The 16591-nt window shown below is 51.2% G+C and carries 12 protein-coding genes; 5 read left to right on the top strand and 7 right to left on the bottom strand.

Annotated features, from left to right (window positions below; all coding sequences use genetic code 11):
• Window positions 1-3 precede the first annotated feature (3 nt).
• A complete protein-coding gene (locus J7L64_04755) occupies window positions 4-2328 on the bottom strand; it encodes a hypothetical protein (GenBank protein ID MCD6451652.1) in 2325 nt (774 codons plus the stop codon).
• Window positions 2329-2445: 117 nt separating this feature from the next.
• Here J7L64_04755 and serS point away from each other — a divergent pair, with 117 nt between their 5' ends.
• Together serS and clpB are read left to right on the top strand one after the other, a co-directional pair.
• Window positions 2446-3729 carry a serine--tRNA ligase gene (gene serS / locus J7L64_04750; protein MCD6451651.1) on the top strand — a complete coding sequence of 428 codons (1284 nt, stop codon included), beginning with the start codon at window positions 2446-2448 and terminating at the stop codon, window positions 3727-3729.
• Window positions 3730-3811: 82 nt separating this feature from the next.
• The gene (clpB, locus tag J7L64_04745; GenBank protein MCD6451650.1) at window positions 3812-6400 is read left to right on the top strand and encodes an ATP-dependent chaperone ClpB; all 2589 of its coding nucleotides are present in this window, start codon (window positions 3812-3814) and stop codon (window positions 6398-6400) included.
• A gap of 35 nt (window positions 6401-6435) precedes the next feature.
• On the opposite strand, the gene J7L64_04740 is transcribed toward clpB, so the two are convergent.
• Window positions 6436-8454, bottom strand: a complete 2019-nt coding sequence (locus J7L64_04740) for a S9 family peptidase (GenBank protein MCD6451649.1) — start codon at window positions 8452-8454, stop codon at window positions 6436-6438.
• 17 nt (window positions 8455-8471) lie between these two features.
• Entirely contained in the window at window positions 8472-10466 is a 1995-nt protein-coding gene (locus J7L64_04735) for a S9 family peptidase (protein ID MCD6451648.1), read from the bottom strand.
• 167 nt (window positions 10467-10633) lie between these two features.
• On the opposite strand from J7L64_04735, the gene J7L64_04730 reads away from it, so the two are divergent.
• Window positions 10634-11374, top strand: a complete 741-nt coding sequence (locus J7L64_04730; GenBank protein ID MCD6451647.1) for a DUF4405 domain-containing protein — start codon at window positions 10634-10636, stop codon at window positions 11372-11374.
• An 85-nt stretch (window positions 11375-11459) separates the two neighbouring features.
• On the opposite strand, the gene J7L64_04725 is transcribed toward J7L64_04730, so the two are convergent.
• From J7L64_04725 to purD, 4 genes are read right to left on the bottom strand one after another with little or no spacing between them, the layout of a single operon-like run.
• Window positions 11460-12371, bottom strand: a complete 912-nt coding sequence (locus J7L64_04725; GenBank protein MCD6451646.1) for a UbiA family prenyltransferase — start codon at window positions 12369-12371, stop codon at window positions 11460-11462.
• On the bottom strand, window positions 12358-13707 hold the full coding sequence (gene mtaB, locus J7L64_04720; GenBank protein ID MCD6451645.1) for a tRNA (N(6)-L-threonylcarbamoyladenosine(37)-C(2))-methylthiotransferase MtaB: 1350 nt from the start codon (window positions 13705-13707) through the stop codon (window positions 12358-12360). The genes J7L64_04725 and mtaB overlap by 14 nt, the downstream gene beginning before the upstream one ends.
• Window positions 13700-14215 carry a 5-(carboxyamino)imidazole ribonucleotide mutase gene (gene purE / locus J7L64_04715; GenBank protein MCD6451644.1) on the bottom strand — a complete coding sequence of 172 codons (516 nt, stop codon included), beginning with the start codon at window positions 14213-14215 and terminating at the stop codon, window positions 13700-13702. The genes mtaB and purE overlap by 8 nt, the downstream gene beginning before the upstream one ends.
• 28 nt (window positions 14216-14243) lie before the next feature.
• Window positions 14244-15524, bottom strand: coding sequence for a phosphoribosylamine--glycine ligase (purD, locus tag J7L64_04710; GenBank protein ID MCD6451643.1), 1281 nt, complete (start codon window positions 15522-15524; stop codon window positions 14244-14246).
• Window positions 15525-15871: 347 nt separating this feature from the next.
• Between purD and J7L64_04705 the strand changes: the two genes are divergently transcribed.
• Both J7L64_04705 and J7L64_04700 read left to right on the top strand, forming a co-directional pair.
• On the top strand, window positions 15872-16081 hold the full coding sequence (locus J7L64_04705) for a cold shock domain-containing protein (GenBank protein MCD6451642.1): 210 nt from the start codon (window positions 15872-15874) through the stop codon (window positions 16079-16081).
• A gap of 200 nt (window positions 16082-16281) precedes the next feature.
• On the top strand, window positions 16282-16591 hold a 310-nt coding region (locus J7L64_04700), incomplete at its 3' end, for a carboxypeptidase regulatory-like domain-containing protein (protein ID MCD6451641.1).

The following is a 16591-nucleotide window of genomic DNA, read 5'->3' as shown; positions in this document are numbered from 1 at the left end:
GGCTTAGCTTTTCCCCATTCCGATAAAGGAGGAACTCGCCCCCTTCAAAAGGGCGAACAAGAGGGCGGTTTTGGTAAGCCCAATAAGAGGTATAAGAAAAACACCGGTGATAAGGGCGCCAAAAGAGGCGCCCAAATGGTCTACCGCATCCACCCTTCCCCCTGCCTTTCCTATCATCTCCTCATCCATCCCGCTGAGATAAAGCCGGGTTGCCAGGGGAAACTCCATCCCGGTTATCGCTCCGGCAGCGAAGAGAACAAGCATAAATACAAACTGGGAGGAAGAAAAACCCCTCTCCGAAAGGAAAGAGAGGAAACGGAGTAAGCTGGGAAGAAGAATAAGAAGCAAAAAGACGGAAATCTCGAGGAGAAAGAAAGCTCGCCACCTTTCCTCCCTTTTCCCCCTAATGAGGAACCGATTTCCGAGATGTGCTCCGATCGCCAGCCCAAACATAAAGAGCGCCACCAATATCCCGATCTCCTGATAAATATATCCAAACAGGCTCTGGAAGGAGAAGAGAAGGATTATCTCAATAGCCATCGCTGAGCCTCCAGTAGTAGCGATGGCGAAGAGGATATTGAATGGATGCCTTCGAGATTCTCGCTTTATTTTTAGGAAAAGAAACCAAAAAATAGCGAAAGAGAGGATGGGGAGCGAAAGGTAAAGAAAAGAGAGCTCCCGAAGGGAAAGAAGGAAACGCTCCACCTTGCCCCTGATCTTAGCGGGTGCCACCCGTCCCGTAACCTCAACCCAAAGGATTAGATTGTAGAAATAACTCAACGGCTTCAGATCTGTATTCACCAGATGACGCCTACTACCAGCAAGTGCCTCATTTACAAAACGCACCCGCTCTTGGGGAAGGAGGAACTGGAAATGATAAGGGGTAAAGAAAGGCGAGGGGGCACCAAGGGCGAGATAACGCCGGGAAAGCACTGCCAGATCAGCGGTTGCCACCTGAGGCTTTTTACTTGCGAAGAAGTAATTTACCTCTCCCGGGGTAACCAGGATGAAGGGAAAGACCTCCTTCAAGGTTTGGTAGAGGGAACGGGCATATTCGCCCACCTCTCCTCCCAAATAGGTCGCCGCCGATGGGAGACGCGAGACAACCACCCCGTTTGGGGTAAGCCTTCTCGAGAGCTCTTTGAAGAACTCCTTGGTATAGTAGCGGTTCACCATCGCTGTTGCTGGCGGAGGAACATTGACCAGAATGATGTCGTAGCGCTCGCCACCCCCCTTTATGAACTCCCTACCATCGCGGAAGAAGATGTGGAGTCTCGGATCGGAGAGCTTCTTCCTTTCCTCCGGCGCAAGATGTGTCCGCACAATATCAATTAAGGTAGGATCGAGCTGAACATAATCGAGCCTCTCTATGGGATAGCGAAGGAACTCCGATAAAAGTCCGGAGATGCCACCGCCGATCACCAATATCCTCTTCGGGCTGGGATGCTCCGAGATGATGAGACCGACAGCCACCCCATTGCTGTAGGGATCGGGGAACGAGGAGATGTAGCCTCCGTTTCCGAAAATACTGAATTGGTTTTCTCTCTTTCCCAGGCTGATATTCTGATACCGAGAATCCCGCGAAAGGACAAGAAGATAGCGTGGGGCAAGCCCCTTCCAGCGAAGGGAGATCCCCTTCTTCTCAACCCTGTTTATGAGGGGAGTAAAAAGGGTGAAGGAAGAGACGATTAAGAGAAAGAGGGGAAAGAAAAGGATCCTCCTCCGCATCTTGAACCAGAGGCAAAAGAGAAAAAGGGATAAGACGAGGATGTTTAAAAAAAGGATGGAAAAGGGAGAAAGCCTGCTCACCAGAAGGTAGGTGAAGATAGCGCCTCCAGCAAGGCTTCCCAAGGATTCAAAGAGATAAACCGAGCCCGCTCCCACTGAAGGCTCAAGAAAGAACCGGGCATAAAACCTGCAGGCGAAGGGGAAGGCGAAGCCTACGAAAAAACTCACCGGCATAACGATGAGGGCGACCGAAAGAAGCATCTCAGGGAAAGCGATGAACTCACCGGGAGGAACCTTCAGTATAATCCTCAAGGAGCGAATGACAAAGATCGCCAAGGGAAGGAGGACCGCCATAAGAGAGGCGGATATAACAAAGGGCGAGATGGAGGATGTCCTTCTCCCAGCGATCCTCGCCCCGATAAAAGCGCCCAGGGAGATGCCAAAAAGCCAAAAGGAAAGGACGAGCCCGATAGCGAGCTCATTTCCAAACAAAACAGCCAAAAACTCCCTAAGGAAAAGAACCTGGGAGATCATAGAGAAGAAGCCAAAGGCGAAAAAGCTGAACGCGAAAAGAACCCTTAAACCCCTTTCCTCCTTCATCACCACCTCAAATATAGATTATAGCGGTGAGCGAACATCAAAACAACGAATAAGGAGGCGATTGACAATTCCTTCCTGTCTAATATATCCTTTAACCGCAGGAAAGAGGGGGTAGATATGCTTGATATCAACTTTATCAGAAAGAATCCGGACCTTGTAAAGAAGAAAGCGGCGGAAAGGGGCTACGAAATCGATATAGAGCAGCTTCTTGCCCTTGATGAGGAAAGAAGAAAGTTGAAGATGCGGGGCGATGAGCTGAGACACGAGAGAAAAAGGCTCTCGGATGAGATAGGCCGGGCAAAGGCGAAGGGAGAAAATCCCTCCTTAATAATTGAGAAGATGCGGGAACTCTCCCAAGAGGTAAAACGAATAGAATCGAAAGAGAGGGAGGTAAACGAGGCGTTCCGGGCGATGATGCTTTCCATTCCCAATATTCACCACGAGACGGTGCCCATCGGGGAAGATGAAAGCGCCAATCTCGAGGTGAGGAAATGGGGAAAACCGCCTGAGTTCGATTTCACCCCCAAGTCCCATGTGGAGCTTGGAGAGCATCTGGGAATACTCGACCTCGATCGGGCAGCGAAGATAGCCGGTGCCCGTTTTGCTCTCTATAAGGGTATCGGAGCGCGACTTGAGCGGGCACTGATAAACTTTATGCTTGATCTCCATACCAAGGAACATGGTTATACCGAGGTGCTTCCTCCGTTCATCGTCAACCGGGAGGCTCTGATCGGCACAGGGCAACTCCCCAAGTTCGAGGGCGATCTGTTCAAGCTCGACTTAGATGATCGAGACTACTACCTGATCCCCACTGCCGAGGTCCCGGTGACCAACATATTCCAAAATGAGATAATCGATGGCTCCCTCCTTCCCATAAAGTTCGCCGCCTATACCCCCTGTTTCCGGAGCGAAGCCGGCTCCTACGGAAAAGATGTGCGGGGATTGATAAGGCAACACCAGTTCAACAAGGTTGAACTGGTAAAATTCGTAAAGCCAGAGACATCGTTTGACGAACTCGAAAGCCTCACCAACGATGCCGAAGAGGTCTTAAGGAGGCTCGAGCTTCCTTATCGGGTGGTAGCGCTCGCCAGCTCTGAGCTCGCCTTCGGCTCCGCCAAAACCTACGACCTCGAGGTATGGGTGCCGAGTCAGGGGAAATACCGCGAGATATCCTCCTGTGGCAACTTCACCGATTTCCAAGCCCGCCGGGCGAACATCCGCTTCCGGGACGAAGAGGGCAAGGTTCGTCTCCTCCACACCTTGAATGGCTCAGGGCTTGCCGTGGGAAGAACGGTGGTCGCTATCCTGGAAAACTATCAACAGCGAGATGGCTCGGTGGCGATCCCCGAGGCACTAAGAGCCTATATGGATGGTATTGAGGTCATAACTCCACCAGAATAATGAGGAGTCCTTGACTAATCCCCCTCCCTAATTTATATTGAAAAAGAGCTTTTTATTTTCCAAAAAATAAAGGAATGGCAAGATGAGAATGGATAAACTTACTATAAAGGCGCAGGAGGCTCTGCGCGACGCCCAGGCAATAGCTGAGGAACACGGCAACCAGCAGCTTGAGCCGGAACATCTCCTCCTCGCCTTGATCCGTCAGGAGGACGGAATAGTCCCTCCTATCCTCGACAAGCTGGAGGTGGATAGGAAGCGCCTCGAGCAGGATGTCGAGCGGGCGGTAGAAGCCCTCCCCAAGGTTTCGGGGGTGGGGGAGATCTATGTCAGCCCTTATCTCTCCCGGGTACTCAACGCTTCGCTGAAGGAGGCAAAGGAGTTCAGGGACGAATATGTGAGCACGGAACACCTCCTCCTCGCCCTCCTTTCGACGGACGGAACCAGGGCAGCAGAGACACTTAAGCGCTACGGGATCGATCGCGACCGACTCCTCTCTGCCCTTATGAGCATTCGGGGCTCCCACCGGGTGACCGACCAAAACCCGGAAGACAAATATCAGGCATTAGCCCGATATTCCCGCGACCTCACCGAATTGGCGAGACAGGGCAAGCTCGATCCGGTGATCGGAAGGGACGAGGAGATACGAAGGGTGATGCAGATCCTCTGTCGTCGCACCAAGAACAACCCGGTTCTGATAGGAGAGCCTGGCGTGGGTAAGACGGCGATCGTCGAGGGGCTTGCCCAGCGGATAGTGAACGGCGATGTCCCGGATACCTTGAAGGATAAGAGGATCGTCGCTTTGGACCTCGCCTCTTTAGTTGCTGGTACCAAGTTCCGTGGTGAGTTTGAGGATAGGCTGAAAGCAGTACTGAAGGAGATCGAGGAATCGGAGGGGAGGATCATCGTCTTCATCGACGAGCTCCATACCCTGGTTGGTGCTGGGGCAGCTGAGGGGGCGATAGACGCATCCAATATGCTGAAACCCGCTCTCGCCCGAGGCACCCTCCACACCATCGGTGCTACTACCCTTTCCGAATATCGGAAGTACATCGAGAAGGACCCAGCACTCGAACGCCGGTTCCAGCCAGTATTCGTCTCCCAACCCTCGGTAGAGGATACCATCGCCATCCTCCGCGGTCTTAAGGAGAAATATGAGGTCCACCACGGGGTAAGGATAAGGGATTCCGCCCTGGTTGCTGCCGCGGTACTATCCCACCGCTACATAACTGACCGCTTCCTTCCTGACAAAGCGATAGACCTGGTTGATGAGGCTGCCTCCCGCCTGAGGATGGAGATAGACAGTCTCCCCACCGAGATAGATCAGGTGGAGAGGAGGATCCTCCAACTCGAAATCGAGCGTCAAGCGCTGAAGAAGGAGGAGGACCGAGAGGCGCGGGAAAGGCTTGCCAAGATAGAGCGGGAGATAGCCGAGCTTAAGGAAAAATCGAACAGGATGAAGGCAAAATGGCAGAAGGAGAAGGAGCTCATCACCGAGATAAGCCGGATAAAGGAGGAGCTCGATCAAGTGAAAATAGAGGAACAGCAGGCAGAAAGGGAAGGAAATTTGGAGAAGGCGGCTGAGCTCCGCTACGGGAAGACGCTTGAGCTCAACAAAAAGCTCGAGGAGACGAGGGAGAAGCTCGCCAAGCTTCAGGAGAAGGAAGCGATGCTGAAACAGGAGGTAACCGAGGAGGATATAGCCAAGATCGTATCCGAGTGGACCGGCATCCCTGTCTCCAAGATGATGGAATCGGAGGTGGAGAAGCTCATCCATATGGAGGAAAAATTAAAGGAACGGGTGGTAGGGCAGGATGACGCGGTCCGCGCGGTATCGAATGCCCTTCGTCGTGCCCGAGCCGGGCTTCAGGATGTGAAAAGGCCCATTGGGATATTCATCTTCCTCGGTCCTACCGGGGTGGGAAAGACCGAACTCGCTCGCGCCCTTGCCGAGTTTATGTTCGATGACGAACAGGCGATGGTGAGGATCGATATGTCGGAGTATATGGAGAAACACTCGGTGGCGAGGCTCATCGGTGCTCCTCCGGGTTATGTGGGCTACGAAGAAGGGGGCTACCTCACGGAAACGATCAGGCGCCGTCCCTATTCTGTCATCCTCCTCGATGAGATAGAGAAGGCGCATCCCGATGTATTCAACATATTCCTCCAGATAATGGACGACGGCAGGCTCACCGATGGCAAGGGGCGCACGGTGGACTTCAAGAATACGATAATCATTATGACCTCGAACATCGGAAGCGAGATAATCAAGGAGCTCTGGGATAAAGATCAAAGAAGGATGCGGGAACTGGTTATGGAGCAGGTGGAACGGAACTTCAAGCCCGAATTCCTGAATCGGGTGGACGATATCATCATCTTCCGTAACCTCACCTTCGACGACATCAAAAAGATAATCGACATTCAACTGCGCGATCTCAGGAAACGGCTTTCCGAAAAGAAGATAAACATAGAGCTTACCGATCGGGCAAAGGAGAAGCTTGCCCACGAAGGATACGATCCGGTCTACGGGGCAAGACCGCTCAAGCGAGCGATTCAGCGACTCATCCAGAACCCGTTGGCGATGAAATTGCTCAAGGGAGAATTCAAGGAAGGGGATACGATAATCGCCGATCTCGATGAAAAAACCGGGGAGATGGTATTCAAAAAGGGATAATGATAACCATCTCCCCGGATCTTAAGGCAAGGAAGCTAATTCTCCTTCTTTACCTTTTCTTCCTTCTTTGCCTTTTCCGGCTCTTCCCCGAGAACGAACCGGTTAAACCACTCGAAATTCCGCCTCATCGCATCCATAATGAACTTCGGCTCGCGGATCCCGTGCCCCTGTCTCGGATAAAGGACATAGCAGACAGGAACACCAAGCTTCTTTAAGGCGATATAAAGCTCCCGCGTCTGAGGAGCAGGTACACGGGCATCCTCCTTCCCCTGCTGGATCAGGGTAGGCGTCTTCGCATTCTTTATGTGGTACATTGCGGAGTGCGCCATATAGACCGACGGGTCCTCCCAGGGATACGCCTTAAAGTAAGAGCGCATAAACTCAGGTATATCGGTTATGCCGACGAAGGAGTAGAGATTGGTCACCCCGGCACCTACCGATGCTGCCTTGAACCTGTTTGTCTGGGTGATGACCCAAGAGGTCATAAACCCACCGTAACTCCAGCCCATAATCCCCATCCGTTTCGGATCTGCCATCCCCTTCTTGATGAGATAATCCACGCCCGCCATAATGTCCTTATAATCCTTTCCGCCCCAATCCCGTAAATTGGCTTTACGGAATTTCTCTCCGTAGTTCCCCGAACCACGAGGATTGGGCATCAACACGAGATATCCCTTCTGAGCGAACATCTGGATGGGATAAGCTCCCCGGTTCACCGCAAAGCGAAGGGTGAACACCCCGGCTGGTCCTCCGTGAACAATGACGAGTAGGGGATAACGCTTTCCCTTCTGATAGCCGACCGGCTTCACCAGAACCCCCTCTATCTTCCAACCATCCGCTGCCTTCCAACTGATGAGCTCGGTCTCTCCGTAGGCGAACTCCTTTAGCTGAGGATTGGTATCGGTCAGCGGACGCCCCTTGCTGAAGGGAACAACCGAGGAGCAGTAAACCTCGGGCGGGTTCTTCGGGTCTTGATAGATGTAAGCGAGCATCTTGCCATCACCGCTCAGGGTGAACGAGGAGAAGACCCCAGCACCACCGGTTATCTGCTTGAGCTTCCCCTTAGGAACCTCCACCCTGAAGAGTTGATAGGTGGGTCCCTTTCCTCCGGAAAAGTAGATGTAACGGGAATCGGGAGAGAAGAAGAAATCCCTCACCTCCTCATCGAACTTCTTGGTCAGGTTCTTCGGCTTTCCTCCAGTAGCGGGGATGATGAAGACATAACTATTCGCCCACCATTCGTCGCTTCCACCCTGGGATATATAGGCGATGTATTTACCATCTGGAGAGAACCTGGGATTAGCATCGGGACCCTTGGTGGAGACGATCTTCTCCGGCTTCCCACCGCTTACCGGGACGATGTAGATATCACTGTTGAAATAGTCGGGAACCTTGGGGGTGGGAGCAGCGGAAAAGACGATCTTCTTGCCGTCGGGAGAAAAGGAAAAGGAGTTCACATTAAAATTCCCCTCGGTCAGCCTTCGCGCCTTCTTCGTCTCCAGATCGATTATCCAAATGTGGTTCATCTTGAACTTCTCATCGACCACGATGGCATCCTCTTTCTTTTTCTTCTTCTCCTTTTCCTCTTTGGTTTCCGGATCCCGCGCTAAGTAGGCGATGCTTTTCCCATCGGGAGCCCAAACGAAAGAGGAAACCCCTGTCTCAGAATCGGTGAGCTTAACCGCCTCTCCACCAAAGGGGGAGATGAGCCATATCTGGGTCTTGCCACTCCTTCCCGAGAGGAAGGCTATCTTATCGGATCGAGGAGACCAGCGGGGGAAACGATCCGCCTTCGGCGAGTTGGTGAGCTTAAGGGGTTCACCCCCTCTGGTGGGAACGAGCCAGATATCGGAATTATAAGCGCTCTTCTCGAGGTCTGCCTCGGTCACCACATAGGCGATGTACTTGCCATCCGGGGAGATGCGAGGAGCGGATACCCGTTTTATCTTGACGATATCCTCGTAGGTAAATTTCTTCCCCCCGGAGTAAGCGCCGGTGGCGACAAACAAGGCGATAAGGAGAAGAGCGGTAAAACGAAACCTTCTAATCCACATATCCTATCTCCTTGATATTATTTTTCTTCCTTTTTGCTTTCTTCTTCCTTTTTAAGGATATACTTGTTGAACCAGCTTATCTCCCTTTCCGCCTTATCCCGCTGGTGGTTCGGTTCACGAAGGCCATGACCCTCCCGGGGATAAATGATGAGCTTGGTAGGAACTCCCAACCGCTTAAGTGCTTGATAAAACTCCCACGATTGAGGCGGTGGCACCCGAGCATCCCTGCCCCCCTGAAAGATGAGGGTGGGTGTCTTCACCTTGGTGACATACTTCATCGCCGAGGAGTTCCAGTAGAGATCGAAGTTATCCCAGGGAGGACCACCGAAATAGGCATCGAGCGCCCGGGGGATGTCGTTCAAGGTGTACATCGAATAAAGATCGGTAAGGCCAGCACCGTAAGCCGCTGCCTTGAACCTATCTGTCTGGGTGACGATCCAGGAAGTCATATATCCACCGTAGCTCCAGCCACTTACCCCCAGCTTCTCCGGATCAGCGATACCCTGCTCGATGAGGTAATCCACCCCGGTCATTATGTCGTTGTAATCGCCTTTGCCCCAGTCGCGCACATCCCCTCTTAAGAAGGCTTCACCATAGCCGGAAGAACCCCGGAAGTTCGGCTGAAGGACGGCGTAGCCGAGACCAGCCAATATCTGTCCATCCCTTCCGTAAGAGCACTGGAAGCTTCGCGTCATCACGCCCGATGGTCCCCCATGGATCTGGGTGATCAAGGGGTAGCGCTTCCCCGGGGTGTAGCCAACGGGAAGAATGAGGAGCCCTTCGATCTTGAGGCCATCCTTGCTCTTCCAGTGGATCGTCCTAACCTCGCCAAGAGCAAGTTTCTTTACCCAGGGGTTCATATCCGTAAGCTTCTTCGGGTTATATCTTTCCACCTCTGAGAGGTAGACATCCGCCGGATGATAGGGATCCTCCTTGGTGAGCGCCATTAACTTCCCATCCTTGGTGAGAGAGAAGGAACCAATAACCCCATTTTCAGCGGTGAGCTTGGTTATCTTCTCCGTTTTCACCTCAACGGAATAGAGGTTGCTCACCACCCCATCGAGGGCAAGGAAATAAAGCTTCGAGCTATCGGGAGACCAGACAAGGGAACGGGGGGAACGATCAAAGCTTTTGGAGATATTCCTCGGCTTGCCACCTTCTGCCGGAACAATACATATCCGGGAGACAGCGATCTCGCTCTCCTTTCCATCCGAGGAGAGGAAGGCGATTAATTTACCATCGGGAGACCATCTGGGAGAGGAATCGGAACCAGGTCGAACGACCAACGGCTTCACCTCACCTCCCTCTGCGGGGACGAGCATAATATCCGATTTATCGCCATCATCCGCTTTCGGGGTAGGACGACGGACAAAAGCGATCATCTTGCCATCAGGGCTGAAGGTAGGAGAGGAAACGGTGTAGTTTCCCTTGGTGAGCTTTTTCACCTTCTTCGTTTCAAGATCGATGACGAACAGCCTCCCCATCTTGATATCCTTGTCCACCACCTCTACATCCTCTTTCTTCTTTTTCCTCTCCTTTTCCTCCTTGGTCGGTGGATCGTAAGCAATATAGGCTATCTTCTTCCCATCGGGCGACCAGACGAAGCTCGATACCCCACTCTTCGAATTGGTCAACTTATACGCCTCTCCTCCTCTCGGGTTGATGAGCCATATCTGGGTCTTCTTGTCTCGATTGGAAAGAAAGGCGATGAGCTTCCCATCCGGAGAGAACTGAGGTGAATATTCACCCCCTTCACTGGTGGTAAGCTGAATGACAGAGCCGTCTTTCGTTCTTACCAGATAGAGATCCGAGGTATAGCGATCCTTCTTGAGATCGGGGAACCTAACCACAAATACGATAAGTGAGCCATCAGGGGATATCTGGGGATTGGACACCCGCTTTAACTTGAATAGATCATCCACCGTCATCGGGCGCTTTTCTACTGATAAGATCAGCACTGGCAGAATAAAAGTAAGTATTACGCACACAGCCAAATATCTCTTTGGCTTCATGGTTACCTCCTTCTAAAATGGCAGGTGATATAAAAAATATATCAATAGATCATCGCCCGAATCAAGAAAAAAGGCAAACGCTTTAACGAAATTTCAATTTAGCCGGCTTGAACCGCTCAAAAATTTAAGTCAAAATATCTTTGAAAGAAACGGTGAGGGGAGAAACTATGCAAAAAAAGGCGAAGACAAACCTGATAATAGACGGGATAATGCTTCTTCTTATGGCGGCAGTGGGCGGCATCGGCTTTCTCATCAAGTTCGTCCTGTTGCCGGGAAGAGTGCGGAACATAAAGTACGGAAGCAATGTAGAGCTATACTTTTTCGGTCTCGACCGCCATCAATGGGGGACGATCCACCTCTTCCTCGGACTTATACTGTTGGGACTGCTGGTGGTTCACATCCTTTTCCACTGGAAAATGATCGCCGCCATCTACCGTAACCTCCTCGTAAGAGGCAGGAAAGCAAGATGGATTGCGGGAATACTCTTCGGATTGGCAACATTGTTCCTTTTTTGTTTCCCCCTGCTGGTTAAACCGGAGATAGAACCCGCCAGTGGTAAGGGAAGGTTTAAAATAAGCCAGGAAAAGGTCTATGAAAAACCTTCTATTGAAGAGGGGAAAAAGAAACAACCCCATCTGCCGGATGAGGAAAAGAGCAAAACAGCCGAAACTGAAAAAAACCGGCTGAGAGATCACCAGTTGAAGATCAGGGGATATATGACCTTAGGAGAAATTAGCAGAGATTATGGAATACCTCTTAACTATCTGAAGGAAAAACTGAATTTGCCTGAATATATCTCTCCTTATGAGAGACTGGGTCTGCTCAGGAGACGATACGGACTCAGAATGAGTGAGGTAATAAGAGTTATTGAAGGATATAGGCATAATAATAAAACCGAAGCTCCTTAGATATATAAACTAAAGCTTATCCAACTAAAATCAATTTAAGGGGAATGCTCAAACCAGGAATAAAGAGAAAGCGTCGGCCTTTAGTTTAGCTCAAGAGATAGACAACGGCAAAGCCCACCTGAGCCACCATCATCTCAAGATACATATGCTTCCACGAGATGTGGTTCCTCTCGGTGGCAAGCTCCTCCGGTCTCCGCACCAGGAGATAACCGATAAAGGCACCGTAAGCGATAAGGAGCCCTCCAAGAAGATAGAGAAGCACAGGACCGGCGGAAAAAACCCCTACCCAGACCCCCAGAGGAATAAGGAGAAACGGGAATACAAAGAACAAAGCGGTAATGTATGCCGCCTTCTTCACCCCATAGCAGATGGGAAGCGTATGACATCCTCCTCTCTTATCCCCTTCGATATCGGAGAAGTCCTTGGTGGTCGCCGCCCCGAAGATGAAGGCGCCGAATATCAGGGAAAGGTACCAAGGTTCGGGATGGACGATATCCCTCACCGCTGACCAGCCGGCAACAACAAGCAGTGCCCCCCGGGGAAGGGCAATAGTGAAATTGGAAAGGAGCAAGAACCTCTTTGTCCTTATAGGTGGTGCAGAATAAAGGATGGTGCACAAAGATGCGATGAGGACGATAAAGAAACACTGATGCGCTCCAGTGGGAGCAATAAACCAGGAAAGGAAAAGAGAGATACCATAGAAGGCGATGGTTACTGACCAGGCGGTCCTGAGGGAAAGCCTTCCCGAAGGAAGGGGACGTTCCGGTTTATTCACCCTGTCTATCTCGATATCGAATATCTGATTGATGCCGTTTGAGGCAGCATTGAGGGAAGCAGCCATAACCGCCCCGAGGATAACCGGGACCAGCCCTTCGAGGGAGATTGGGATCTTCGGCTTCGCCCCGAAGGCAGCAAGTCCCCAGGAAAAGAAACCAACAAATGGGGCAAGCAGGGTGAACGGCCTCGTAAACTCAATTATCACTTTAACCTTTTTCAACCTTCAACCCCTCCTTTCTTTCTTTGGTGGCAGAGGAGGATATGATACCAAAAACGCCCTTATCGTTCAACTCGACTATCCTTACGGGAACGATCCTCCCAATAAACGACGGCTCATAAGGCACCTTTATGGGGATGTAGTTTCCGGAAAGAGCGACGAGCCTCCCCTCCTCATCCCGCTTTGAAAGGACGACAGATGAAAGCTCTCTCCCAATGAACCCCTGCCTGAAAGCAAGCATCTTTTCCTTAGCGAGCGTTCGCAGTTTTTTCACCCGTTCCTTTATAACCGTTTTCGGGAGAGCAGGCTTCATATGGAAAGCTTCGGTCCCTGGTCTCGGGGAAAAGGAAAAGATATGAAGGTGAGTTAGAGGAAGCTCCTCAATAAGGCGATAGGTCGCCATAAAATCCTCTTCCTCCTCACCAGGGAAGCCGACGATGACATCGGCACCGATACCGGCGTCGGGGATGAGCTCCCGGATAGCGAGCACTACCTCCCGGTATTTATCCCTTCGATAAGGACGGCGCATCTTGGCGAGGATGCGGTCGGACCCACTTTGAAGGGGGATGTGAAAATGAGGAGCGATCTTTTCCGAACGAGCGACAAATTGGATGAGTTCAGGGGTGATCTCCAAAGGCTCAAGTGACGATAGCCGAACCCGGAACTGGTAGGGAAGTTCAACTATCGCCCGAAGAAGGGTTAAAAATCCTTTTTCTTCTCCAAAGTCTCGCCCGTAAACACCGATGTGAATGCCGGTAAGGACGATCTCAGAGAAACCTTGTGAAAGGAGGCTTTCTACCTCTCTTATTACCAGCGAAAGAGGAACGCTTCTGCTTTTCCCCCTGACTTTGGGCACAATGCAGTAGCTACAGTTAGCATCACAGCCCTCTTGGATTTTGACGAACGCCCTGGTATGCCCAGAAAAGGAGGTGAGAGGAAGAACGGGGGTAGACCCCCCTCTCTCCCTTTCTAAACGAAATAGCTTTCCCCGTCCCTCATTCAAGAACCGAACCGCCTCGGCAAGATGGTATTTCTCATAGTTCCCAAAAACGAGCGAGACCTCAGGCATATCGGTAAAAAGCTCCGGCTCTCGTTCCGGATAACAGCCGGTGACCATTATCCTTGCCTTCTTATTCTCCCGATGGTAGGAACGGATGAGCCTCCTCGCTTCTGCATCCGCTTTCCCGGTCACGGTGCAGGTATTTACTATAATAAGATCCGCCTCTGAGGAAGATGAGGGGACAAAGCCCATTTCCCTCAACTGTTCCTCCATCGCCGCTTGGTCGTACTGATTGAGCTTGCAACCAAGCGTCTTGATGAAGTACCTTCCCTTAGACATCTTGGGAGAATTCTTTCTCCACCCGAGCCGATGCCTCCTCCACCTTCTTCGCCAGTCGCTTCCGATAGTGAGAGAGTTTCTCCTTCAGCTCGGGGGAAGAAAGGGCAAGTATCTCCAAGGCAAAGAGGCAGGCGTTTCTCCCCCCCGCTTCTCCAATCCCCATCGAGGCAACGGGGATGCCGGCGGGCATCTGAACAGTGGAAAGAAGGGCATCGATGCCGGAAAGGGGGGAACTGGGAACGGGAACGCCGATCACCGGAAGCCTCGTCTCAGAAGCAATGACACCGGCAAGATGGGCGGCGGCTCCGGCAACGGCGATTATGACCTTTATTCCTCTCTCCTCCGCCTTCTCCGCATACTCCCGGGTCCGTCCCGGAGAGCGATGGGCAGAGGAAACAAGTATCTCATAAGGAACACCAAATTCCTGAAGGAGATGAACACCCCTTTCAATATACTGGGCGTCGGAATCACTCCCTAAAACAATACCTATCAGTGGGGTTCTGTCCACCAAGCCTCACCTCGTTTCTCTAAGTTAATCAGAATACCGATGGGGAGGTCTTTTTCCCTATATCCCGGCGGTAATGAACGCCGGGGAAGTGTATCTTCTCGACGGCGGAATAAGCCCTTACGATCGCCTCAGGGAAGCTCGCCCCAAGGGCGGTCACTCCGAGGACCCGTCCTCCAGCGGTCACCAGCTTCCCGTCTTCCTTTCTGGTCCCCGCATGGAAGATAATCGCTCCTTCCTCTACCGCCTCCTCGATACCACTAATAGGCAGCCCCTTATTGTACGATCCGGGATATCCCTCCGAAGCAAGAACCACGCAGACAGCGGCTTCCCTTCTCCATTTGGGCGATACCTGCTCCATTCTTCCCTTCGCCGCCTTGATCAAAAGGGGCACCAGATCGCTCTCCAACCGGGGCAACACCACCTGAGTCTCCGGATCCCCAAAACGGCAGTTGAACTCAAGCACCTTTGGTCCCTCTTTAGTTATCATAAGCCCTACATAGAGAACACCCCGGTAAGGCCTTCCCTCCTCAGCGAGGCCACGAATGGTGGGATACACTATCTCCGCCAATACCTTCCGGTTGGTCTCTATGTCGAGGTTTACCGCCGGCGAAAAGGCACCCATCCCGCCGGTATTGGGACCCTTATCCCCATCGTAGAGCCTTTTATGATCTTTGGAGGAGGCAAGAGGGATGACCCGAAGCCCATCAGTAATAACCTGAAACGAAGCTTCCTCTCCCTCAAGGAACTCTTCAATGACCAGCCTATCCCCAGCATTTCCGAACTTCCTCTCCCTCATAATCACATCCACGGTAGAAAAGGCTTCTTTTTCATCCTCAGCGATTATCGTCCCTTTACCCGCGGCAAGCCCATCAGCCTTAATCACTAAAGGATAACCAAACACACCCGAACGAATGATGCCCACCGCCTCCTCATAGGAAGTGGCGATCTTAAACCGAGCAGTGGGAATGTTCCTCCTCGCCATAAACTCTTTGGCATAGATCTTACTCCCCTCTATCTCCGCCGCTTCCTTGGTAGGTCCGAAGATGGTTAGACCCCTTTTGGTAAACTCGTTTACGATTCCCAAGGTCAAGGGAAGCTCTGGACCAACTACAGTGAGCTCTATCCTAACGCTATCGGCAAAATCGGCGAGCTCAACTATGGTGGAGGGATCGATAGGCACGCAGTAGGCGAGTTCAGCAATGCCGGCATTACCTGGGGCAGCATAGACCTCGGATACCAGAGGGCTCTGCCTTATCTTCCACACAAGGGCATGTTCCCTTCCTCCTCCCCCCACAACCAATACCTTCATCTCTTATCCCCCAATTAGAACTTAGTCGAGCTTATTTTATATATCAGCGAAAGATGAAATCAAGAGAAAATCAACCGCTGATTTGCTAAATCTGCAAAAAAAACTTGACTTAAAGGAAAAAGGAGCGTAAAAGGGAAGATGAGGTTGTTTGTTGTGGGATATTGGATTTTGGTTTCTAAAGTAAAGGATAACCACGAGGACCCTCGTGGTTTTTCTTTTGCTGAAGGAACCACGCTCTTCATCCTGCCTTTCCCCTCCTTTCGGCCTCTGAGGAGAGGATAAACCTGGGGAAGAGCTCCTGTATCCCCTTTTGATTGGTAATTTGTTTGCTTTAAAGGAGTCAAGAAATGAGAACGGTAGGAAAAGTTAAGAAATGGTTTAACAATAAAGGCTGGGGCTTCATTGAACAGAAGGACGGCGGAAGAGATGTTTTCGTCCACTACAGCGCTATCCAAGAGCCCGGCTTTAAGTCCTTGGAGGTCGGCCAGGAGGTGGAGTTCGACATCGTAGAAACCCCAGATGGACGCCTTCAGGCGGCTAATGTAGTTAAGTTATAAAACACGAGAGAAAAGAGGCCAGCCCCGGGTTTTTCCGGGGCTTTTCTTTTTCCCCTTTACCTCCATTTCACAATGTGATACAATTTTTTGGATGGAAAATTCAAATTATTGAATTAAATTAATGAAGAGAGACAATGCGAAGTTGCAATTTGTTAAAATAGAAATAGTTAGCCAGAAACAAAAAATGGAGAAATGGTATAATGTTTGCTTTCTCTAAAAAGGGGGACTTTAAAAAGAAAGGGCGAGATGTGAACTCGGCGCCAATTGAAAGAAAAGAAGGAAGGTTTTGCTTAATAGTTACTACTGCTTTCCTCCTCTTTTTTTCTCTCTCGCTTTTTTCTGCCGAGTTAGTGGGGAGGGTGACGGACGAGCGAGGTGGGGGAGTTTCCTCGGCGTTGGTATTGGTTTCTTCCAACTCTTCGTTTTCCTCTCGGGTATTTGTTTTCACGGGCAAGGGAGGTTTTTATCATATCAAGGGTTTATCTCCTGGTTGGTACTATATTCGGGCGG

It is taken from the genome of Acidobacteriota bacterium (genome assembly GCA_021161905.1).
Classification (GTDB): domain Bacteria; phylum Acidobacteriota; class B3-B38; order Guanabaribacteriales; family JAGGZT01; genus JAGGZT01.
Note: the sequence above shows the minus strand (reverse complement) of the source record. Positions and strands in the feature narration are given on the sequence as shown.

Bases quoted from the DNA above. Each gene is read 5' to 3' on its own strand.
- J7L64_04705 (MCD6451642.1), top strand. From the start codon at position 15,872: ATGAGAACGGTAGGAAAAGTTAAGAAATGGTTTAACAATAAAGGCTGG.
- purD (MCD6451643.1), bottom strand. From the start codon at position 15,524: ATGAAGGTATTGGTTGTGGGGGGAGGAGGAAGGGAACATGCCCTTGTG.
- serS (MCD6451651.1), top strand. From the start codon at position 2,446: ATGCTTGATATCAACTTTATCAGAAAGAATCCGGACCTTGTAAAGAAG.
- J7L64_04755 (MCD6451652.1), bottom strand. From the start codon at position 2,328: ATGAAGGAGGAAAGGGGTTTAAGGGTTCTTTTCGCGTTCAGCTTTTTC.
- J7L64_04735 (MCD6451648.1), bottom strand. From the start codon at position 10,466: ATGAAGCCAAAGAGATATTTGGCTGTGTGCGTAATACTTACTTTTATT.
- J7L64_04730 (MCD6451647.1), top strand. From the start codon at position 10,634: ATGCAAAAAAAGGCGAAGACAAACCTGATAATAGACGGGATAATGCTT.
- clpB (MCD6451650.1), top strand. From the start codon at position 3,812: ATGAGAATGGATAAACTTACTATAAAGGCGCAGGAGGCTCTGCGCGAC.
- mtaB (MCD6451645.1), bottom strand. From the start codon at position 13,707: ATGTCTAAGGGAAGGTACTTCATCAAGACGCTTGGTTGCAAGCTCAAT.
- J7L64_04740 (MCD6451649.1), bottom strand. From the start codon at position 8,454: ATGTGGATTAGAAGGTTTCGTTTTACCGCTCTTCTCCTTATCGCCTTG.